Raw genomic sequence first — 20,390 nt, 5'->3', positions numbered from 1 at the left:
CCGCTGGCAGGCGGATGAGAGGGAGCTGAGAACGGCCTGCGGCTCACGCTTTTTTCGCGGTCGTTCCGGCACACTGGCAGTCATGAAAAGGCGGCGCTACCGGCGGTTTCCGCGTGCAACTGGACAAAAAGGACTGTTGGTGGCGTGCCTCGCCGCGTTCGTCACACTGGCCGCCTGCGCCGCCCCGGCCGCGAGCGCGCCGCCCACGCCCGCCGCCCACACCGCGCCGGCGCAGCCGGCCGTCACCGGCGCCACCACGACGGTGCAGCGCCACCTCACCGTGGCGGGGACGAAGCGGACGTACCTCGCAGTCGGCTCCTCCTTGCACCACAAGGGACTTCCCCTGCTCGTCGTGCTGCACGGCCGCGGCATCACCGCGCAGCAGGAGTCGGCGCGGACCGGGTTCCTGCTCTACGCCCAGCGCGGGCTGGCCGACATCGTCTACCCCTCCGGGATCTCCCAGTCGTGGAACGCGGGGCACGGCTGCTGCGGGGTGGCCGGCCGGGAAGGCGTGCCCGACACCGCGTTCGTGACCGCCGTGGTTTCCGATGCTTCCCAGTACTTCGCGAGCGATCCGCGCCGGGTTTACCTGGTGGGCTACAGCAATGGGGCGAAACTGTCGTTCGAAGAGGTTTGCACACATCCGGGGGTTTTCGCCGGAATCGCGACCTACGGGGCCGTTCCGCTCGCGGACTGCCCCGGTGGCGAACCGGTTTCGGCACTGCTCGCCGCGGGCACGGCCGACCCGTTCGTGCGGACCGAACGCGGTTCGCCCAGCGCCACCGCGGCGCTCGCCCAGGCGGTCTCGCAGTGGCAGCGACGCGACAGCTGCCCGGGCGTGCCGAGCACGAGCCACACCGGCCCGCTGACGCTGTCGACGTGGACCGGGTGCGCGACGGGCACCCAGCTGGCGTCGGCCGTCTACAATGGACTGACGCACTACTGGCCCACCGCGGGCCACACCTCCGCGCCCTACACCACGGCCGTCAGCGAGCAGGCCGCGGCGGCGACGGTCATGTGGGACTTCCTCAGCAGGCAGCGCCTGGCGTGATCACTGCGCGTCGAACAGCGCGCTGACCGACTCGCCGTTGTGGATGCGGCGCATCGCCTCCGCCAGCGCGGGCGCGATGGACAGCACGGTCAGCTTCGGCGTGGTCTCGTCGGGACGCACCGGCACGGTGTTCGTGCAGACGATCTCCACCACGTCGGGCTGGTCCGCGATGCGCTTGAGCGCCCCGCCCGCGAACAGCCCGTGCGTGCACGCCACCCGGATCGACCGCACGCCCATCTCCCGCAGCCGCGCGAGCAGCTCCAGTACCGTGCTGCCCTTGGCGATCTCGTCGTCGAGCACGATCACGTCCCGCCCGGCGACCTCGCCGATGATCGACGTGATGCTCACCCGGTCGTCGGCGAAGCGTTCCTTCGCCCCGGCCGCGACGGGCACGCCGAGCAGGCGCGCGAAGTGCGACGCGGGCTTGGCGTTGCCGAGGTCGGGGGAGACGACGGTGGTGTTGCCCAGGTCGTGGCGGCGGAAGTGCCGGGCCAGCTCCCGCAGCGCGTGCAGGTGGTCGACCGGCACGCTGAAGAACCCGTGCACCTGCGGCGAATGCAGCGTCATCGCGAGCACCCGGTTGGCGCCGGCCGTCACCAGCAGGTCCGCCACCAGCCGCCCGCCGATCGAGATCCGCGGCGCGTCCTTCTTGTCCGACCGCGCGTACGCGTAGTGCGGCATCACCACGGTCGTACGGGCCGCCGAGGCGCCCCGCGCGGCGTCGAGCATGAGCAGCAGCTCGACGAGGTGCTCCTGCACCGGGGCGACGATGGGCTGGATGAGGAACACGTCCCGCTCGCGGCAGTTGGCCTGCAGCTGCACCTCGAGGCAGTCGTTGGCGAACCGCCGCACGCTCACCGGGTGCAGGTCGACGCCGAGGTGGGCACAGATCTCCTCGGCCAGCTCGGGATGGGCACTACCGCTGAAAACGGCGATCTCGCGCACGCCCGGAATGCTACCCGGGCTTTCGTGGGGTATGCCTGACGCGTGATCCCCGTCCACGACGTCAACCCGCTGCGCCGCACGCCCTGGCTGACCTACGCCCTCGTCGCGGCGAACGTGGTGGTGTTCCTGCTGATGCCCGCCGCGGCGCACACGCTCGTCGGCAACCCCGGCCTGGCACAGCTGTGCGACCTGCAGGCGTTCGTGGAACGGTGGGGTGCCGTCCCCGCCGAGCTGCTGCGCAACCAGGGACCCGCGCTCGTGCCCACCGGCCGCGCCGTGCTCACCCCGCAGGGCGCGGGCTGCCTGCTCGGCCCGCCCGGCTACGGCAAGTCGCCCGTGTTGTCGGTGCTGACGTCGATGTTCCTGCACTCCAGCTGGACGCACCTGCTCGGCAACATGCTGTTCCTCGCGATCTTCGGCAACAACATCGAGGACCGGCTCGGCCGCGTGCGGTTCCTGCTGTTCTACCTCGTGTGCGGGTACGCCGCGGGCTACGGCTTCGCGCTCACCGACCCGTCTTCGACGCAGCCGCTCGTCGGGGCGTCGGGAGCGATCGCGGGCGTGCTCGGCGCGTACCTGGTGATCTACCCCCGTGCCCGCGTCTGGGGGCTGATCCCGGTGCTGTTCTTCCTGCCGCTGCGCGTGCCGGCGTGGCTGATGCTCGGCATGTGGTTCGTCCTGCAGGCGTTCTACGCGACCGGCTACGGCACGGCGCAGGCGGGCTCGGTCGCCTACGCCGCGCACGTCGCCGGGTTCCTCGTCGGCGCGCTGCTGGGGTTCACCCTGCGGCGGCGGAAGCCTCCTCGCGGCGCGCCCGGGCCAGCCTGGCCGGAACGTTGAACCCGACCAGCAGCGCCGTGACCAGCGTCAGCCCGCCCGCGAGCCACACCAGTGCCGGGCCGAGCCCGATGTGCGCCGAAACCTGGGCACCGGCGAGCGGGGCCACGGCGCCGCCGAGCGCGCCGACGTTGTAGGTGAAGCCGAGGCTCGCCGCGCGCACCCGGACCGGGAAGTGGTCGCCGATGTACTTCGGCAGCAGGCCGGAGATGCCGGAGCTGGTGGCCTGCAGCGCGAACAACAGCACCCACACAGCGACGACGTTGCCCCCGCCGAGCGCGAACGCGGGGAACACGAACGCCAGCGACAGCACGAGCCCGCCGACGTAGGTGGTGCGCGTGCCGAACCGGTCGCCGACGATCCCCGCGAGGCACGAGCCCGCCGCGTAGCCGAGCCCGGCCCAGGTCAGCGCGTTGGCGACCTGCCCGGCGTCGTAGTGCAGCGCGGTCTTGAGGTAGGTGGGCAGCAGCGACTGGATCGGCCAGGAGTAGAGGAAGGCGCAGAACACGGTGGCCATGAGGCCGACGGCCATCGCCCACGAGCGGCCCGCGACCTGCACGGCGAACGCGACGAACCCGGCGACGCAGAGCGCGATGTACAGCGGGTAGAGCGAGCCGGCGTGCCCGGAGAAGATGAGCACGAGGCAGACGGCGATCACCACGCCGATGACGACGTTGACGGCGGTCCACCGGCGGTTCAGCAGCGCCGTGGCGCTCGTGCTGCCTTCCCGGCGTGCGGCGACCTCCTCGGTCCAGTCCTGCGCCTCGGGCAGGGCGCGGCGCAGCCACAGCGCGACGAGCACGGGCACGATGCCGATCCAGAACAGCCACCGCCAGCCCAGGTGCGGGACGACGAGGTCGTACGCGCGGGCGGCGAGGATCGTGCCGACGGGGTAGGCGGACAGCAGGAAGCCGCTCGCGCGGTTGCGCAGGTGCTTCGGCCAGCTCTCCAGGACGTAGGTGCTGCTGGAGCCGTACTCGCCCGCCATGCCGATGCCCACGATCGCCCGGAAGACGAACAGGGACCAGTAGCTCCAGGCGAAGCCGCAGAGCGCGGTGCCCACGGCGTAGCAGACGATGCTGAGGATCATGGCGGGGCGGCGGCCGAAGCGGTCGCCGAAGGCGCCGAGCGCGAGCCCGCCGAACCAGCGCGACACGAACGCGGCGGACACGAGCGTCGCGGCGCCGGCCAGCGACAGGTGGAACTCGGTGCGGATCTCGGTGAGGACCAGCGTGATGATCACGAAGTCGAAGCCGTCGAGCAGGTAGCCCAGCCAGGCGGCGCCGAACGCCTTCCACCGCCCTGGTCCGAGCTGGCGGTACCAGGGGATGCGGGGGGAACTCATGGTCACCTCTTCGTCGAGGAGTGGTAGGACGTTGGACGTCATATGATGCGCCGGTACGCTAGCCCAGAACGTCGAAGTGAGGCAAGAGTGCGCACCACACGCAGCCAGGAGCTGGTCGATTCCATCGTCGAGCTGATCGACCGGCGGCAGCTGCGGCCGGGTGACCCGCTGCCGCCGGAGCCGCGGCTGATGGAGGAGTTCGGGGTGGCGCGGAACTCGGTGCGGGAGGCGCTGCGGACGTTGCAGGCGCTGGGGATCGTGGAGATCCGGCACGGGTACGGCACGTTCGTGGGGGAGGCCAGCATGGCGGCGCTGAGCCCGTCGCTGCTGTTCCGCACGAGGGCGCGGTCGAGGGACGACCTGCGGGGGCTCAGCGATCTGCTGGAGGTGCGGCAGATACTGGAGACGGAGCTGACGCGGCGCGTGGTGGGGGACGGGAAGCTGCTGAGCGCGCTGGGGGAGTGCGTCGACCGGATGGTCGACCCGGCGACCGCGCCCGCCGCCGACCGCCGCTTCCACGAGCTGATCGGCGAGGCCGCGGGCAACGAGCTGGCGCTGGAGCTGATCCGCCTGTTCTGGGACGTCTACCGGCAGACCGAGTCGCACGTGGGCGCGCCGACGTCGCAGCCGGAGGGCCTGGTGGCCAAGCACCAGGAGATCCTGGAGGCCATAGCGGCCGCCGACCCCCGCGCGATCGGCGAAGCCGTGAGCCGCCACTTCGACGAGATCCGGCAGCGCATCGCGGCGGGGTGAGGCCGGGGTGGGGTTGGGCTGCTGGGTTTGGGGCTCCGGCGTGGGTTGAGGCGGGGTGGGGTTGGGCTTGCGGTTTGCTGCGTGGGGGTTGGGGCTGACGGCTCGAGCTGGTTGGGCCTGGATGGTGTTCGGCCTCCGGCACTGGTGGCGCGGTCTGGCCAAGGCGGTCTTGGTGTGGGTGAATTCAGGATCGGTTCCTTGCTCCCGTTCCGGAAGCAAGGAAAGGTCAATTCCGCCAGCCGTCGAGGCATGCCGTGAAATCGGGCAAATGGCGCCTTCGCAGAATTAGGCTGGCGCCCTTCCCGATTTTCTAGGCGGCGCTCTCCCGATTGCCAGGACGTCCGACGGTTCGGAGTGGATGGGAATCCAGCTTCCGCGCCAGAAGGAATGAGGATTTCGACGTGATCAGGACGAAATTCCCAGGCGGAAACCGGCTCCGCTGCCTTCCCGCCGCTCATCGCCGCATGGCGTGGAAGCCCTCCTCGCCGCGGCCGCTCAGGCTGGCTTGCCCTTGTTCCTTGCCTTGTCTCGCCGTAGCCCCTCCGCTGCCACTTCGCCCCTTGACCCCGGCCCGCTCCAGCGGCAACATAGGACGTCCAACGTCCTATGTCCTGATCGGAGTTTCATGCCTGCCCCCGTCCCCGACCACGGCGTCATCCCGCCGCTGTGCACGCCGCTCACGCCCGGGCGCGAACTGGACGTTCCCTCGCTGGAGCGGCTCACCGGCTTCTTGCTCGACGCGGGCGTGCACGGGCTCTTCGTCACCGGTTCGACGGGCGAGGTGGCCTACCTGACCGACGACGTCCGCCACCGGGTGCTCGACGTCGTCACCTCCGTCGCGGCCGGGCAGGTGCCCGTGCTGGCCGGCGTCGTGGACACCACCACGCCCCGCGTCATCGCGCAGGCCCGCGCCGCCCAGGCGCACGGGGCGGACGCCGTCGTCGCGACGGCGCCGTTCTACGCGCCCACCGCGCCCGTCGAGTTCGGCACGCATTTCCGCGCCATCCGCGCCGCCGTCGACCTGCCGCTCGTCGCTTACGACATCCCCGGCTCGGTGCACGCCAAACTGCCCGCACACACCGTTGCCGAACTGGCCGCCGACGGCACCCTCGACGGGCTCAAGGACTCCAGCGGCGACCTCGACGGCCTCCGCGCCGTGCTCGAACTCGTCGACACCACGCGTTTCCGGGTCTTCACCGGCTCCGAGACCATGGCAGACGTCGCCGTGTTCCTCGGTGCGCACGGACTCGTCCCCGGCCTCGGCAACGTCGACCCCCACGGCTACCTCCGGCTCTGGAACGCCGCCAGACGGGACGACTGGGCCGAGGCCGCGACCGAACAACGCCGCCTGCGCGCCCTGTTCCGGATGATCACCGTCGGCGGCGCGGACCTCGGGCCCTACGCCTCCGCGATCGGCGCGTTCAAGCACGCGCTCGTCGCCCGCGGGATCCTGGCCCACGGCACCACGAGCCTGCCCATGCACCCGCTCGGCGAACGCGAGCAGGCCGAGGTGCGGGAGCTCCTCGCCGCGGCCGGGCTCTCCGCCATCCACGGCTGACGGGGCCGGGGCGGAACGGCGACCGCCGGGGCAGCGCGCGAGAACGGTGGCGGCCCGGGGGCTGGCCGCATCCGGCGGCGAGTTGTGGTGGCTTCGTGGACGGGCGCCGCTGGGAACCGGTGATGGTGGCCGCATGAGGCGGGGTGGCCGCGTTCGTACCGGCGGGGCGAGTTGCCGTGGCCGGGTGGACGGGCGCGCTGTCGCCGCTGGGAGGCAACGATGGTGGCCACAGGGGGCACCCGCGGCTGCCGAGCCGTGCTGCGACGACCCTGCCGCCGGGCCCACCGACGCGGCTCACCCGGGGCCGGGAACGACGCGGGGCCGGGAACGACGCTCGCCGCCACCCCGCAACACCCACGCACCACCCCCCGAAAAACCGCGCCGCCCGTGGGGGAGCGGGCGGCGCGGTTTTTCGGGGTAGGGCGTCCCCCGGCTTTCAGCCGCGCGGGGTGGGGGCCGCCGCCGGGGACACGATGTCCGTCGCGAGCGGGGCGACCGCCGCGAGGATCCGGTCCACCAGTTCGGGCGGCACCCCGGCGTCGCGCAGGGAAGCGGCGAGCAGGGTGGCCACGCGGTCGAAGTGGTCCTGGCCGATGCCGCGCCCGCGGTGCGCCTCCTTCATGCTCAGCCCCTCGTAGTGGTCCGGACCACCGAGCGCGCCGGAGAAGAACTCGACCTGCCTGCCCTTCAACCGGTTCAGGTTGGCACCGGCGAAGAAGACCCGCAGCTCCGGATCCGCCAGCACCCGGTCGTAGAAGTCCTCCACGACCGCGCTCAACGCCTCCTCGCCGCCGATCTGCTCGTAGATGCTGCTCATGGCCGCCTCCGCTCCGGTGGGCTGAACTGGGTGAGCTTGTCGATCTCCTCCGCGAACGCGTCCGAGGCCGCGTGCAGCTGGACCTGCACCGCGTGGCAGAACGCCCGCAGCCACGCCATCCGCCGCTCCATCTCCTCGAGCTCCGCCGTGTGGTCGGGCCCGGCGTCGGCGCGGTACGCGCGCACCGCCTCCCGCGCCGCCACCTCGGCCCGCTGCTCCGCGTCCCGCAGCAGCGTGGTCGCCTGCCGCCGCGCGTCGCCGGTGAGCCGACGGCAGTGCGCCTCCGCCTGCGCGATGTAGGCCTCCGCCTGCAACTGCGCCTCGGACAGCAGGGTCACCGCCTCGACGTCCACCTGTGCGGGCAGCAGCACCGGGTCCACGTTCTCGCCGTGGCTGCGGTACCAGTCGCGCAACCGCTCGACCTCCGCGCGCAGCCGCGCGTTCTCGGCCTCACCGGCCGCGATCTCCTCCGCCAGCCGCCGCTGGAACAACTCCACCTCGTCCGGGTCGACCCCCCGCCTGCCCAGCGGCGACTTGCTGAACGTGATGCTGCGGATCCGCTCGGGGGTCAGGATCCGCCGGGCGGCGGGCTGCCGGGATTCGTTGGCCTGCACTGTCATCGCGGGAAGTCCTCATCCCCTCGTCAAGAAGCCGACCCCGGCCTCCGCCGGGTCCTGGTAACCGGAGAAGTCCTCCCAGTGCACGTGCTCGGCCGCGACCCCCGCGCCCGCCAGCAGGTTCCGCGTGGCCGACACCATGGGGGGCGAGCCGCACACGTAGACCTCCCGTCCCGGCCACGGCCCGTGGCGCACCGCCACCTCGCCGACCGTGCCACGGGGTCCGCCGAACCGCGGATCGTCCGACACCACCGGCACCACGCGCAGCTCCGGCAGCGCCGAGGCCAGCGCGCGCAACGCGGGCAGGTCGTACAGCTCCCGCGCCGTGCGGGCACCCACGTACAGCTCCACCCGCCGGGAGGGCAGCGACTCGTTCGCGATCTGGCCGAGCAGCGCTTTGAACGGCGCGAGCCCGGTGCCTCCCGCGATCAGCACGACGTCCCGCTCGTGCTCGATCGTGAGCCGCGAGCCGACCGGGGCGCCGAGCCGCAGCACGTCGCCGGGCCGGACCGCCTGGACGAGCGCCGAGCTGACCGTGCCGCCGTCGACCATGCGGACGTGCAGCTCCACCAGGTTGTCCTCACGCGGCGCCGTCGCCGGTGAGTAGTACCGCCAGATCCGGGGCCGCAGCGCGGTTTCCACCGAAACGCTCTGCCCGGCCCGGTAACCCAGCGGGCGGTCGGTCCGGATCGTGAGCACCGCGACGTCGAGGCCGCGGCGCTCGTGCCGCAGGACCTCCCCGTTCCACCACGCCGGTGTGGTGTGCGCGCTTTCCTTGGCGGCGGCCGTCATCACGTCGGCCACGATCTTGTACGCCGCGGCCCAGTCCGCGGCCAGTTCGGGTGTCCACTCCTCGCCGAGGAAGTGTTCGAGCGTGGTCAGCAGTGCCTGGCCGACCGCGGGGTAGTGGTCCGCGGTCACCGCGAACTTGCGGTGGTCGCGGCCGAGCTGCCGCAGGAACGGGACCGCGGCGTCGAGTTCGTCGACCGAGGCGACGACCCGGCCCAGTGCGCGCACCAGTTTGTCGCGCTGGGCGGACATACCCGCCGGAAACAATTCACGCAGGTGCGGCCGGGTCAGGAACAAGGTCGAATAGAAGAACAACGGGACTCCGCCGCCGAAACCCGCGACGGTGTTCCAGCTGCTGCGCAGCCGAGCGGTGTCCACCGGAGATCTTGCATCCCTTCGGAAAATCGGTGAGCTGGTGCGGAGAAGGGTAGGTGCCGCGCAATTTGCATTCAAGGGGTTGCGGCTGCCGGGAAAAAGTCACGGAAGCGCTTTCCAGTACGGGCAGCGGGTAACGCTCACCCACCGTCGAATTCGCACAACGCGCAGAGTGAGCGGAATCGCGGTTTTGTACGTTCCGGGTACAAGGGACCGGGCGTCATCGCCCGGCGGCGTAGCCCTGCATTCCCCGGGGGTTCGCGGCGGCCGAAAGCACGCCGGTCTCGGGGTCGCGCGCCACGGCGCACAACCGCCCTTCCGACCAGGGGCCGCCCACGGTCACCACGTGCCCGCGTTCCCGCAGCGCCCCGATCACGTCGTCGCCGATGCGCGATTCGACCGTGACGCCGCCGGGCACCATGCCACGCGGGTAGAACGACCCCGGAAAACTGTCGGTGTGCCAGTTCGGGGCGTCGATGGCGCCCTGCAGGTCGAGTCCGCCACGCACGTTCTCCCGCAGCGCCACGGCGAGGAAGAAGTGGAAGTTCCACTGGTCCTGCTGGTCGCCGCCGGGGGTGCCGAACGCCATGACCGGCACCCCGTCACGCAGGGCGAGCGACGGCGTGAGCGTCGTGCGCGGGCGCTTGCCGGGAGCGAGCGAGTTGGGCAGACCGGGGTCGAGCCACGCCATCTGCAGGCGGGTGCCGAGCGGAAAGCCGAGGCTCGGGATGACGGGGTTGGACTGCAGCCAGCCGCCGCTCGGGGTGGCCGCGACGAGGTTGCCCCAGCGGTCGGCGACGTCGACGTGGCACGTGTCCCCGCGCGTCGCGCCGTCCTTCGCGACGGTCGGTTCGCCCGCTCCGGCGGGGGTCAGGATCGTGCCGCCCGCCGCGACGAACTCGGCGTGCTTGCTCAGCCGCGGTTCACGGCCTACCGGGCGGCCGGGGCGCAGCTCGTGCGACGCCTTCTCGCCGATCAACGCACGCCGGGAATCGTTGTATTCACGGGAAAGCAGCGCCTCGACGGGTACTTCAGTGCTGTCCCCGTACCAAGCCTCGCGGTCGGCCATCGCGAGCTTGGTGCCCTCGATGAGCGTGTGGTAGTAGTCCGGCGTGCCGTAGTCGAGTTCGCCGGGCAGGAGCGTGAGCTGCTGGAGGAACACCGGACCCTGGCTCCACAGCCCCGGTTTCGCGATCGTCCAGCCGTTCCAGTCGGCGGTCACCGGGTCCTCGTACGTGGCGGAGAACGCGGCGAGGTCGTCGCCGGTGAGCGTCCCGGCGTGCCGTTGCCCAGAAGTGTCCATTGTGGACTTGGCGGCGAACTCGGCGATGGCCTCGGCGATGAAGCCCTCGCGCCACACCCGGCGTGCGGCCTCGATCTGGTTCTCACGATCACCCCCAGCGGCTTCCGCCTCGGTGAGCAGCCGCCGCCACGTCTCCGCGAGCGCCGGGTTCTTCAGCAGCTCACCGGGCTTCGGCGCCCGCCCGCCGCGCAGGTAGACCTCCGCCGAGGTGGTCCACTCGGTCTCGAACAGCTCACGCACGGTCTCGACGGTCGCGCCGATGCGCTCGACCGCGGGCACGCCGTGCTCGGCGTAACCGATGGCGTAGCGCAGCACCTCGCGCGGGGACTTCGTGCCGTGGTCGCGGAGGAGCAGCAGCCACGCGTCGACCGCGCCGGGCACGGCGGCCGCGAGCGGGCCGGTGCCGGGCACGAGGTCCAGCCCGAGGGAGGTGTAGTGCTCGATGGTCGCGCCTGCCGGGGCAGGGCCCTGCCCGCACAGCACCCGTGGTGCCCCGCCCGCCGGCGCCGCGATGATCGGCACCTCGCCGCCGGGGCCGTTGAGGTGCGGTTCGGCCACGTGCAGCACGAACGCGGCGGCGACGGCCGCGTCGAAGGCGTTGCCGTCGTCCTCCAGCACCGCCATCGCGGTGGCCGAGGCGAGCCAGTGGGTGGACGACACCATGCCGAAGGTGCCCTGCAGCGTGGGGCGGGTCTGGAACATCCTCGCAGTGTCCCGCGTCAGGGCACCGGTCGTCCAAGACATGTGTGGCACCACTTCGATAGCGTCCGGCTATGGAACGCCGTCAGCTGGAGTACTTCGTCGCGATCGTCGAGCACGGCGGGTTCACGCACGCCGCCAAGGCGCTGCGGGTGGCGCAGCCCTCGCTGTCGCGGGCCATCGCGAAACTGGAGCACGAGCTGGGCGTCGCCCTGTTCCACCGGGTCGGGCGGCACGCGGTGCTTTCCAGCGCGGGTGAGCTGCTGGCCGACCGGGCGCGGCTGGTGCTGCGGGACTTCGACGCCCTGCGTGCCGCCGCGCGGGCCGTGGGGGACGGGCCGGTGGGCCGGGTGGACGTCGCCGCGACGTCGTCCTCCGCGCTGGAGCCGGTGATCAGCATCGTGGCGCGGCTGCGCCAACGGCACCCGGGTGTCCTGGTCAGCACGTCGTCGGCGGTGTCGGCCGCTGAGGTCGTCGCGATGGTCGCGCAGGGGCGGTGCGAGGTCGGGGTGTGCGGCAGCGCCGAACGCCCGGCGGGGCAGGGGCTTGTGGCGCACCACCTGCGTGACGAGGAGTTCCTGCTCGTGGCCCCACCGGGGACGGGCGCCGGCCGCGACGGCGTGGTGACTCTCCGCGATCTGACGGGCATGCGGTTCGTCGTGACCAAACCCGCGACCGCCGTGCGGGCGCTGTTCGACCGGCTCGCCGAGGCGGTGCCCGGTCTCGCCGTGGCCGCGGAGGTGGGGGACCGCAGCGTCGTGCTGCCCATGGTGCTGCGGGGCATCGGGGCCGGTCTGATGCCCGACGGCTGGGCCGAGCTGGCACTGCGCGCGGGCGCGGAGGTCTGCCGCTTCGACCCGCCGGAGCGGCTGCCGCAGTGGCTCGTGCACCGGGCGGGCAAGGTCACCCCGGCCACCCGGGCCTTCCTCGACATCGCGCTCCCGGGGGCCGATCGGGCGACCGTTACCAGAACGTGAGAACTCTTCGTGACTGAATCGATCCGGAGATCTTCCACTTCCGCCGTCTCCGGACGTATGTTGTCGCACACAACATTCAAATGTTGCCGACCACAACATTTCCTCTAGGGGACGCAATGAAGCGGAGAAAGACCCTTGCCCTGCTGGCCGCCGGGACGGGCGTGGCCCTGGCGCTGACGGCCTGCGGGGCGAACAGTTCCAGCGGCGGCTCGGGCAGCGGCGACCAAGGGAGCAGCAACAACGGCGGCCCGAAGGTGGGCGTCATCCTCCCCGAGACCGCGACTTCCGCACGATGGGCCGCGTTCGACCAGCCCATGCTGCAGGCGGCGCTCACCAAGGCCGGGCTCAACCCGATCATCGAGAACGCCCAGGGCGACAACCAGAAGTTCTCGCAGTACGCCGACAGCATGCTCAGCCAGGGCGTGAAGGTGCTGATCATCGGTGCGCCCAGCGGTGACGTCGGCGCCACCGTCGAGCAGAAGGCCGCGCAGCAGGGTGTCCCGGTCATCGACTACGACCGGCTCAACCTGGGCGGCAGCGCCAACTACTACGTCAGCTTCGACAACACCCGCGTCGGTGAGCTGCAGGGCCAGGCGCTCGCGGACTCGCTGAAGGACAAGCCGGGCGCGCAGGTCATCGAGATCGAAGGCTCGCCGACCGACAACAACGCGACCCTGTTCCACAACGGGCAGGAGAACATCGTCGGCCCGCTGTACACCTCCGGTGCGCTGAAGAAGGTCGCCAGCCAGGCCATCGACGGCTGGGACAACCAGAAGGGCGGCACGACCTTCGAGCAGCTGCTGTCGGCCAACGGCGGCAAGGTGGACGGCGTGCTCGCCGCCAACGACGGTCTCGCCGGCGCGATCATCACCGTGCTGCAGCGGGCCGGGCTGGCCGGCAAGGTGCCGGTGACCGGGCAGGACGCGAGCGCGGCCGGCCTGAAGGCCATCCTGCAGGGCCTGCAGTACTCGACGGTGTTCAAGCCGATCCAGCAGGAGGCCGACGCCGCCGCGCAGCTGGCCGCCGCGCTGGCCAAGGGCGACACCGCCGGTGCCGACAAGATCGCGACCGCGTCCTCGCAGGACCCGAAGAACGGTCGTACCGTGAAGTCCGTGCTGCTCACCCCGCAGTCGATCACCAAGGACAACGTCAAGACCGTGATCGACCAGGGTTACGTGAAGGCCAGCGAGATCTGCACCGACAGCGCCGCCGCCGTGTGCACCCAGCTGGGCATTTCCTGATCCCTGCGCAGCGGGACCAGCGGGGAAGCGCCGCCCCTCGGCGCTTCCCCGCGCCTGCTGCCCCCGATGATGTGGAGGTACCGCGGTGAACGAGCCGATCCTCGCGCTGCGCGGTGTGAACAAGAGTTTCGGCCCGGTCCACGTGCTGCACGACGTGGACCTCACGGTGCGCCCGGGGGAGGTGACCGCACTCGTCGGTGACAACGGGGCCGGCAAGTCGACGCTCGTCAAGTGCATCGCGGGCATCCACGGCATCGACAGCGGTGAGGTGCTCTTCGACGGCGAGCCCGTGCAGATCCACAACCCGCGCGACGCCGCCGCGCTGGGCATCGAGGTCGTCTACCAGGACCTCGCGCTGGCCGACAACCTGGACATCGTGCAGAACATGTTCCTCGGCCGCGAGCGCACGGCCCGCGGCCTGCTCGACGAGGCCTCGATGGAAACCGCCGCGCGCAAGACGCTGGCTTCGCTGTCGGTCCGCACCGTGAAGTCGGTGCGCACGCCCGTGTCCGCGCTGTCCGGTGGGCAGCGGCAGACCGTCGCGATCGCCAAGGCCGTGCTGTGGAACAGCAAGGTGGTGCTGCTCGACGAGCCCACCGCCGCGCTGGGCGTCGCCCAGACCCGCCAGGTGCTCGACCTCGTGCGCCGGCTCGCGGAGCAGGGCCTCGGCGTGGTCCTGATCAGCCACAACATGAACGACGTCTTCGAGGTCGCCGACCGCATCGCGGTGCTCTACCTCGGCAGGCTCGCCGCCGACGTGGCGACCAAGGACGTCACCAACAACCAGGTGGTCGAGCTGATCACCGCCGGCCGGTCCGGGGACCTCGGGCTGGCCCGGCCCGAAGTCGCGGCCGTGTAAGGGCAGGAAACCGAAATGACTGAGACACCCATCAAGTCTTCCGAGCCCGACTCGGCGATCGCCGACTTCGGGATCGACACCACCTCCCGCACCACCGGCGAGGCGATCGGCGACTACTTCCGCCGCCTGCGCGGCGGCGAGCTGGGCGCCGTGCCCGCGCTGCTCGGCCTGCTGGTGCTGGTGCTGGTGTTCACCGGGCTGTCGGACTCGTTCCTGACGCTCAACAACATCGCCAACCTGTTCGCGCAGGGCGGCGGCCAGACGATCATCGCGATGGGCATCGTGCCGGTGCTGCTGCTCGGCGAGATCGACCTGTCGGCGGGTACCGCGTCCGGAGTGTGCGCCTCCATCCTCGCGCTGCACTGGACGCAGCACGGCAACCTGCTCGGCGCCATGGGGCCGACGATGTTCTACGGCTTCGTCATCGGTGCCGTGGTCGCGATCGCGCTGTGCGCGTGGATGCGGATCTGGATCGGCGCGGCGCTGTCCGCCGTCGCGCTGCTGGTGCTGCTGGTCGGGTTCACGAACAACCCGTGGGTCGAGATCGTCCTCGCGATCACGATCGGCGCCGTGATCGGTTCCATCACCGGCGCGCTGGTGTCCAAGATCGGCATCCCGTCGTTCGTCGTGACGCTGGCGTTGTTCATCGCCTGGTACGGCGTCGTGCTCGCGCTCGTCGGCGAGGGCGGCACGATCCCGATCCGCGACAGCAAGGTGCTCTTCGACGTCGCGAACGGCAACCTCGGGACAGTGGCCAGCTGGGTGCTGTTCATCGTGGCCGGCGGCGGGTACGCGGTCGTGGTGCTGTTCCGCCACTTCTCGCGGCTGCGGAACGGTCTCGTGGCCCAGCCGACCACGCTGATCGCGATCAAGGTCGGCGCCGTGGTGGTGCTGGGCGCCGTGGCGACCTACCTGCTGACGATCAACCGCTCGCCGAACCCGGACCTCACCACGATCTCGGGTGTGCCGTGGGTGGTGCCGATCATCCTGGTGCTGCTGGTCGTCGGCACGTTCGTGCTCGACCGGACCCGCTACGGCAGGCACGTCTACGCGGTCGGCGGCAACAAGGAGGCCGCGCGCCGCGCCGGTGTGAAGGTCGACAAGATCCGGATGAGCGTGTTCGTGATCTGCTCGTCGGTCGCGGCGATCGGCGCGATCGTCTACAGCTCCAAGGTCGGTTCGGTGGACGGCAATGCCGGTAACGGCAACACGCTGCTGTTCGCCGTCGGCGCCGCGGTCATCGGTGGCACGTCGCTGTTCGGTGGCCGTGGCCGCATCCGGGACGCCGTGATCGGTGGCCTGGTGCTGGCGACCGTCCAGAACGGACTCGGCCTGCTCGGCTACCAGGCGGACACGGTTAACATCATCACCGGACTGGTGCTGCTGGTGGCGGCGGCCGTGGACGCCCTGTCCCGCAGGCGTGCCGCGGCGGCACGCTGAGCTCGGTGGCGTCCGAAGAGGAGACGACAGCAGCAGGGAAGCCTTAGGTGACGACGACTTCGACCTCCGGGACGCGCCCGGACGACGTCCGTCGCCACAACCGGGCGGCCCTGCTGCGCCGCCTCCACGTCGACGGCCCTTCCACCCGGGCCACGCTCGCGACGGCGCTCGGGCTCAACCGCAGCACCATCAAGGCGCTGGTGGACGGCCTCGCCGAGGACGGGGTGGTCGAGGAACGGGTGCCCGCCCAGCGCAGCGGGGCGGGCCGCCCGTCGCTGCTGGTGCTGCCGCAGCCGCAGGCCGCGGTGGTGCTGGCGATCGACATCCGCGTGGAGCGCGCGGCGATGGCGCTCGTGGGCATCGGCGGGCAGATCCTCGGCAGGGACAGCTGGCGCGTGCGCGGCAGCAACGAGCCCCGCGAGGTCTTCACGAAGATCATGGACTACGTCGGCCCATTGGTCGCCGAGCAGGAGGTCGGGCCGGTCGCGGTCGGCGTGTCCGTGCCCGGTGTGGTGCGGCGGGCCGACGGGTTCGTGCACGAGGCGCCGAACCTGCACTGGAAAGACGTGCCGCTGGGCGCCTGGCTTTCGCACGCGCTGAAGCTGCCGGTGCACATGGGCAACGACGCCGAGCTGGGCGCGCTGGCCGAGCACCTGCGGGGCGCGGCGCGGCGGGCCGACGACGTCGTGTACATCAGCGCGGAGGTGGGCGTCGGCGGCGGGGTGATCTCCAACGGCCGGTCGCTGCGGGGTGTCGGCGGGCACCACATCGGCGAGGTCGGCCACATGGTGGTCAAGCCCGGCGGGCTGCCCTGCTACTGCGGCTCGCGCGGCTGCTGGGAGACCGAGGTCGGCGAGCGGGCGCTGTGCCGGGCGCTGGGCATCGACGAGGATTCGCCAGTGGGGGCGATCGTCGCGGAGCTGCGGGCGCTGGCCGCGCAGGGTGACCAGGCACTGGAGCGGCTCGACGAGTTCGTCGAGTGGCTCGCGCTGGGGCTCGGCAACGTCGTGAACCTGCTGTGCCCGCAGCTCGTCGTGCTGGGGGACCTGTTCACGGCCCTGCCCGCACCGCTGGTGGCGAGGATCCAGGAGACCATGCGCGGCCGCAGCCTCGTCAGCCGGGCCCTCGGCGGCACCGACGTGGTGACGTCGTCACTGGGCTCGGACGCCAAGCTGCTCGGCGCCGCGGAGCTCGCCTTCGAAACCGTCCTGTCGGACTGGTGAGGCGTCAGACCACCTCGGCGAGCTTGCCGGTGGCCACGTCGAACACGAAGCCCCGCACGGAATCCTTCCTGGGCACGAACGGGCTGGCCTTGATGCGCGCGATCGACTGCCGCACGTCGCCCTCCAGGTCGTCGAACGCCTCGGCCGCCCACGGGGGCTTGATCCCCGTTTCGTCCTGAATGGACTTGCGGAAGCCGTCGTCGGTGAACGTGAGCATGCCGCAGTCGGTGTGGTGTATCAGGATGATCTCCTCGGTGCCGAGCAGCCGCTGGCTGATGGCGAGCGAGCGGATCTCGTCGTCGGTGACGACGCCGCCCGCGTTGCGGATCACGTGCGCCTCACCCTCGGCCAGGCCCAGCACGCCGTAGACGTTGATCCGGGCGTCCATGCACGCGACCACGGCGACGTGCTTCGCCGGCGGGAGGGGGAGCGGTCCGGTGAAGGTTTCGGCGTAGCGGGCGTTGTTCGCGAGCAGTTCGTCGGTGACTGACATGGGTGCTCCTCGGTTCGGCTGGCTGTCCGAGTGCACCGCCGCAGGCCCGTGCGCGCAACGACGTCCAGATGCTGGGTCGCGTCAGCGGACCAGCCGGAAGAACGAGCGCAGCTCCTCGGCGAACAGCTCCGGCTCCTCCAGCGCGGCGAAGTGCCCGCCGCGGGGCGGCTCGTGCCACCAGCGGATGTCGGTGTAGCGGCGCGCCGCCCACCGGCGGGACGGGCGCGGCACCTCGCGCGGGAAGACCGAGCAGCCCGTCGGCACGTCGATCGTGTCGTCGTTGGTGCGCGTGAACCACTCCGAGACCTGCCGGAAGCTCTCCCAGTACAGCCGCGCGGAGGACGCGCCCGTGCCCGGCAGCCAGTACAGCATCACGTTGTCCAGCAGTTCGTCGCGCGTGAGCAGGTCCGGCCGTTCGGTCCAGGAGCGGAACTTCTCCACGATCCACGCGCACAGCGCCGCCGGTGAGTCCACCAGCCCGTAGCCGAGGGTCTGCGGTTTCGTCGACTGTTCCGCCGAGTAGCCGGACTCGTGCTCCCCGGCGTGCTCGAGCGCCTCCAGCGTGGCGCGCTCGTCGTCGGTGAGGTCGTCGAACGTCGCGGGGTCCGGCGCGGCGATCGGCGGGATGACGTGGATGCCGGCGAGGCGCGCGGCGTCCTGCTGGCCGAGGCTGGTCGTGACGCTCGTGCCCCAGTCGCTGCCCGCGGCGCCGTAACGCGCGTAGCCCAGGCGCGCCATCAGCTCCGCCCAGGCGCGGGCGATGCGCTGCACACCCCAGCCCGTGGTCGTGGGCTTGCCGCTGAACCCGTAGCCCGGCAGGGTCGGCAGGACGAGGTGGAACGCGTCGGCGGGGTCCGGTGGGTTCGTGAGCGGTTCGACCACTTTCAGGTACTCGGTGAGCGAGCCGGGCCAGCCGTTGGTGAGCACGAGCGGCAGCGCGTCCGGGTGCGGCGAGCGCACGTGTGCGAAGTGGACGCGGACACCGTCGATCTCGGTGACGTACTGGGGAAGCGCGTTCAGCCGCGCCTCGGTCGCGCGCCAGTCGTACTCCTCCGCCCAGTAGCGGCAGAGGTCCCGGACGTAGGACAGCGGCACGCCCTGCGACCAGTCGGCCACGGGTTCGGGGTCGGGCCAGCGGGTGCGGCGCAGGCGCTCTCGCAGGTCGTCCAGCTGCTCCTGCGGCACGTCGATGCGGAACGGGGTGAGCGGCTCGTTCACCCTTGCGATTGTATGGATCGTGTACAGGGGTTTTCGAGACTCCGCGGGGTAAGCACTACACCGTGGCTGGGATGAACCGGAGAATCGCGCTGGCCGTCGCGGCCGCGTTGTCCGTGCCGCTCGCGTTCGCCGCGCCCGCGCAGGCCGTGCCGGGCGGGGTCAGCTGGCAGGCCGATCTGTCGACTGTGGACGGTGACGACGCCAGGGTGACCTTCGCGGGTGGTGCGCTGCGCGCGACCGGCGCCGAGGCGGGGTACCTCGTGCTGCCGCCGAGGAAGCTGGACCGCCGCGTGAACCGGGTGGTCGCCGAAGCCCGGGGCAGCGGCGGGTTCGAGGTGGACGTGCGCGGCCGGCTCGACGGCCATGACTGGACCGAGTGGATTCCGGCGAGCGGGGGAGCGGCCGTGCTGCCCGCCGAGGTGACCACCGTGCAGGTCCGGGTCGAGGTCGCCGACCAGCGCTCGGCCGTCACCGGCGTCCGGCTCACGGCGGATGAAGTCGCACGGATCCTGGTCACCGCCGCGGCGACGCCGTTGACGTACCGGGTCTTCGCCACCCGCGAGGGCCTGACGGGCAACCAGACGGCGAACGGGCACGTGATCACCGGCCGGGACCACTTCGTGGCGCTGCCTTCGGGGAGGAGCCTGTCGCCGAAGGGCACCGGCGACTACACCGTGCGGGTCTGCAAGACGGACAACAGCCGCTGCGAGTACGCGCCGGTGTGGGACAAGGGCCCGTGGAACACCCAGGACGATTACTGGAACGCGGACCGTCAGATGTGGACGGACCTGCCGCAGGGTGAACCGGAGGCGCAGGCCGCGTACCAGGACGGGTACAACGGGGGCAAGGACCAGTACGGTCGCAAGGTGGCCAACCCGGCCGGGATCGACCTCGCAGACGGCACTTTCTGGGACGGGCTGCAGATGCCGGACAACGGCTGGGTCGACGTGACCTACCTGTGGACCGGCACCGGCCCGACCGGCAAGGTGAAGACCGCGGGTGGCCCGATGAACGTCCGTTCCGCCCCGAGCACGACGGCGAGCGTCAAGGGCCTGGCCGCGAACTACGCCAAGGTGACCATAGAATGCTACGTCGAAGGTGATGCGGTGACAGGGACTTACGGAACGAGCGCGATCTGGGACCGTATCGGGCCGGGTCAGTACGTTTCGGACGCCTATGTGTACACCGGGTCGGATCAGCCTGTGGCGCCGCATTGCTGAGAGGGGAAAGGCCGTCGCGCCCGAAGGGTGCGGCGGGGCTTTCGCACCCTAGAGTTGGGTGATCATCCCGTCGCCTGATACCGGTGGATCACTTTGAGCCAGGGCCGCAACCTTTTTCGAGACCGGCGCTTGCCATGCCAGGCTTGCGGCTCTGGGTCAAAGTGATATGCACAAACCGCAGGCGACGGGATGATCACTCAACTCGATCACCTCGAGAAGGCGAGATCCCTTTGGGCCCCCATCATCCTGGAGCCTGCCCGCCGGCCAATACCGCTAAGTTAGGCGGTTTGGGTGAGGAGTCGGATGCGTGGTGGCTGGGGGTATGTGGTGGTGTGGTGGTGGGGTTTTTTGGTTTTGTAGTGGAGTACTCTGGCGCGTTTGACTACGCGGGGGTGGCTGCGTTGTCGCCGGGTGGGTGGGTAGGTCTTTTCGAGTATTTCTGTCAGGGTTTCATGAAGTGCGGCGCGGCGGCGTTGAGGGGGAAAAATCCGCCTGGTTGGTGACCTGGCGGCGGATGATGCGGAGTGAGCGGGTGAAGGAGAGTTGATCGGGGTCGAGGTCAGCCTGGTCGGCGGCGCGGGTCATCAGGTGCCGGATGCTGTAGTGGGTGAGCAGGAGTGCCCAGATTTC

Annotated in this window: 18 protein-coding genes and 1 pseudogene; 10 read left to right on the top strand and 9 right to left on the bottom strand. The window is 71.0% G+C overall.

Features of this window, described 5'->3' with window-relative positions; all coding sequences use genetic code 11:
* Positions 1-139: 139 nt before the first annotated feature.
* Complete coding sequence (locus BMZ92_RS08660; protein WP_143249822.1) at positions 140-1,051, top strand: CE1 family esterase; 912 nt, start codon at positions 140-142, stop codon at positions 1,049-1,051.
* On the opposite strand, the gene BMZ92_RS08655 is transcribed toward BMZ92_RS08660, so the two are convergent.
* The gene (locus BMZ92_RS08655) at positions 1,052-1,996 is read right to left on the bottom strand and encodes a ribose-phosphate diphosphokinase (RefSeq protein WP_091505242.1); all 945 of its coding nucleotides are present in this window, start codon (positions 1,994-1,996) and stop codon (positions 1,052-1,054) included.
* A gap of 42 nt (positions 1,997-2,038) precedes the next feature.
* On the opposite strand from BMZ92_RS08655, the gene BMZ92_RS08650 reads away from it, so the two are divergent.
* On the top strand, positions 2,039-2,836 hold the full coding sequence (locus tag BMZ92_RS08650; protein WP_218153420.1) for a rhomboid family intramembrane serine protease: 798 nt from the start codon (positions 2,039-2,041) through the stop codon (positions 2,834-2,836).
* Here the strand turns inward: BMZ92_RS08650 and BMZ92_RS08645 are convergent.
* A complete protein-coding gene (locus BMZ92_RS08645) occupies positions 2,775-4,178 on the bottom strand; it encodes a sialate:H+ symport family MFS transporter (RefSeq protein WP_091505241.1) in 1,404 nt (467 codons plus the stop codon). The genes BMZ92_RS08650 and BMZ92_RS08645 overlap by 62 nt on opposite strands.
* Positions 4,179-4,265: 87 nt before the next feature.
* Here BMZ92_RS08645 and BMZ92_RS08640 point away from each other — a divergent pair, with 87 nt between their 5' ends.
* A complete protein-coding gene (locus BMZ92_RS08640; RefSeq protein ID WP_091505240.1) occupies positions 4,266-4,931 on the top strand; it encodes a FadR/GntR family transcriptional regulator in 666 nt (221 codons plus the stop codon).
* 625 nt (positions 4,932-5,556) lie between these two features.
* Positions 5,557-6,489, top strand: coding sequence for a dihydrodipicolinate synthase family protein (locus BMZ92_RS08635; protein ID WP_091505239.1), 933 nt, complete (start codon positions 5,557-5,559; stop codon positions 6,487-6,489).
* 436 nt (positions 6,490-6,925) lie between these two features.
* On the opposite strand, the gene BMZ92_RS08630 is transcribed toward BMZ92_RS08635, so the two are convergent.
* From BMZ92_RS08630 to BMZ92_RS08615, 4 genes are all read right to left on the bottom strand, one after another.
* A complete protein-coding gene (locus BMZ92_RS08630; protein WP_091505238.1) occupies positions 6,926-7,306 on the bottom strand; it encodes a group I truncated hemoglobin in 381 nt (126 codons plus the stop codon).
* Positions 7,303-7,926 (bottom strand): DivIVA domain-containing protein, encoded by a 624-nt coding sequence (locus BMZ92_RS08625; RefSeq protein WP_091505237.1) that lies wholly within the window; start codon positions 7,924-7,926, stop codon positions 7,303-7,305. The genes BMZ92_RS08630 and BMZ92_RS08625 overlap by 4 nt, the downstream gene beginning before the upstream one ends.
* A gap of 12 nt (positions 7,927-7,938) precedes the next feature.
* Complete coding sequence (locus BMZ92_RS08620) at positions 7,939-9,090, bottom strand: globin domain-containing protein (RefSeq protein ID WP_091505236.1); 1,152 nt, start codon at positions 9,088-9,090, stop codon at positions 7,939-7,941.
* A 217-nt stretch (positions 9,091-9,307) separates the two neighbouring features.
* Entirely contained in the window at positions 9,308-11,092 is a 1,785-nt protein-coding gene (locus tag BMZ92_RS08615) for a gamma-glutamyltransferase family protein (protein ID WP_091505235.1), read from the bottom strand.
* A gap of 71 nt (positions 11,093-11,163) precedes the next feature.
* Between BMZ92_RS08615 and BMZ92_RS08610 the strand changes: the two genes are divergently transcribed.
* The 5 genes from BMZ92_RS08610 (at position 11,164) to BMZ92_RS08590 (ending at position 16,829) form a co-directional block, all read left to right on the top strand.
* Positions 11,164-12,066 carry a LysR family transcriptional regulator gene (locus BMZ92_RS08610; RefSeq protein WP_091505234.1) on the top strand — a complete coding sequence of 301 codons (903 nt, stop codon included), beginning with the start codon at positions 11,164-11,166 and terminating at the stop codon, positions 12,064-12,066.
* Positions 12,067-12,182: 116 nt separating this feature from the next.
* A complete protein-coding gene (locus BMZ92_RS08605; RefSeq protein ID WP_091505233.1) occupies positions 12,183-13,307 on the top strand; it encodes a sugar ABC transporter substrate-binding protein in 1,125 nt (374 codons plus the stop codon).
* An 85-nt stretch (positions 13,308-13,392) separates the two neighbouring features.
* The gene (locus BMZ92_RS08600) at positions 13,393-14,166 is read left to right on the top strand and encodes an ATP-binding cassette domain-containing protein (RefSeq protein ID WP_091505232.1); all 774 of its coding nucleotides are present in this window, start codon (positions 13,393-13,395) and stop codon (positions 14,164-14,166) included.
* A gap of 15 nt (positions 14,167-14,181) precedes the next feature.
* Entirely contained in the window at positions 14,182-15,606 is a 1,425-nt protein-coding gene (locus BMZ92_RS08595; RefSeq protein ID WP_091505231.1) for a sugar ABC transporter permease, read from the top strand.
* Positions 15,607-15,653: 47 nt separating this feature from the next.
* Positions 15,654-16,829: an ROK family transcriptional regulator gene (locus BMZ92_RS08590; protein ID WP_091505230.1), complete on the top strand. Its 1,176-nt coding sequence runs from the start codon at positions 15,654-15,656 to the stop codon at positions 16,827-16,829.
* Between the two features lie 4 nt (positions 16,830-16,833).
* Here BMZ92_RS08590 and BMZ92_RS08585 read toward each other — a convergent pair whose 3' ends face one another.
* The gene (locus BMZ92_RS08585) at positions 16,834-17,322 is read right to left on the bottom strand and encodes a beta-class carbonic anhydrase (RefSeq protein WP_091505229.1); all 489 of its coding nucleotides are present in this window, start codon (positions 17,320-17,322) and stop codon (positions 16,834-16,836) included.
* Between the two features lie 81 nt (positions 17,323-17,403).
* Positions 17,404-18,540 carry an epoxide hydrolase family protein gene (locus BMZ92_RS08580; protein WP_091505228.1) on the bottom strand — a complete coding sequence of 379 codons (1,137 nt, stop codon included), beginning with the start codon at positions 18,538-18,540 and terminating at the stop codon, positions 17,404-17,406.
* Positions 18,541-18,611: 71 nt separating this feature from the next.
* Between BMZ92_RS08580 and BMZ92_RS08575 the strand changes: the two genes are divergently transcribed.
* Entirely contained in the window at positions 18,612-19,760 is a 1,149-nt protein-coding gene (locus BMZ92_RS08575) for a hypothetical protein (protein WP_091505227.1), read from the top strand.
* Positions 19,761-20,210: 450 nt separating this feature from the next.
* Here BMZ92_RS08575 and BMZ92_RS08570 read toward each other — a convergent pair.
* Positions 20,211-20,390, bottom strand: a pseudogene (locus BMZ92_RS08570) (hypothetical protein); the annotation flags it as partial.

The sequence above is a fragment of the Amycolatopsis sacchari genome (genome assembly GCF_900114035.1).
GTDB classification, from domain to species: domain Bacteria; phylum Actinomycetota; class Actinomycetes; order Mycobacteriales; family Pseudonocardiaceae; genus Amycolatopsis_E; species Amycolatopsis_E sacchari.
This window is presented reverse-complemented; position numbering and strand designations above follow the sequence as displayed.